The organism is Psychrobacter sp. W2-37-MNA-CIBAN-0211, from assembly GCF_040309405.1.
Taxonomy (GTDB): domain Bacteria; phylum Pseudomonadota; class Gammaproteobacteria; order Pseudomonadales; family Moraxellaceae; genus Psychrobacter; species Psychrobacter glaciei.
The window spans coordinates 1-257 of sequence record NZ_JBEOOU010000360.1 but is presented as its reverse complement, the minus strand read 5'-3'; the positions used below and the strand labels follow the sequence as shown (position 1 = coordinate 257).

The 257-nt window shown below is 41.6% G+C and carries 1 pseudogene; it reads right to left on the bottom strand.

The annotated features are described in order from the left end of the window. Positions 1 to 257: pseudogene (locus AAEY72_RS15510) on the bottom strand (OmpA family protein); the annotation flags it as partial.

The following is a 257-nucleotide window of genomic DNA, read 5'->3' as shown; positions in this document are numbered from 1 at the left end:
AAAGTAGGCTGATTACCTTTTTCAAGTTCGGTGAGCATTTCCCACGCGGTTTTATTACCCAGCTCGCCGTCAAACTTTTTAAGTAACTTCATGTCAGCTATATCGCGAACTGGCGTACCGGCTCGCCATGCTGGTGGCACTGCTTTTAAGCCCGCAATAGCATAATTATCAGGGCGAACAACCATATCTAAATTAAAAGTAAGGTCTTTGTTTTTACTTGCATTAACATTAAATATGGCTTCGCCATAATATGGAAC